1 pseudogene is annotated in these 220 nt (G+C 31.8%); it reads right to left on the bottom strand.

Going from position 1 to position 220, the window contains the following annotated elements:
- Positions 1-71: pseudogene (locus AC973_RS10215) on the bottom strand (IS200/IS605 family transposase); the annotation flags it as partial.
- Positions 72-220 lie beyond the last annotated feature (149 nt).

Here is a 220-nt window from a genome sequence, read left to right as displayed (position 1 = left end):
TTACGATACTTTGTTACCCAAACCAAATGGAAATTAAAATCATAGACATTTGTCCTTGTTCTCACTATCATATGTAAACACCTCTTTAACTACATTATAGCAATTGTTATCGCTATAAACAATAGTCATAGGTATGGTATAATATATCTATAAATGCAAGGGGGGGTGAAAACATGTATCAAGGAATTGAGTGTAAAATCTATCCTAACGAAAAACAGCG

It is taken from the genome of Carnobacterium sp. 1290_CSPC (assembly GCF_001053265.1).
Classification (GTDB): Bacteria; Bacillota; Bacilli; order Lactobacillales; family Aerococcaceae; genus Aerococcus; species Aerococcus urinaeequi.
This window is presented reverse-complemented; position numbering and strand designations above follow the sequence as displayed.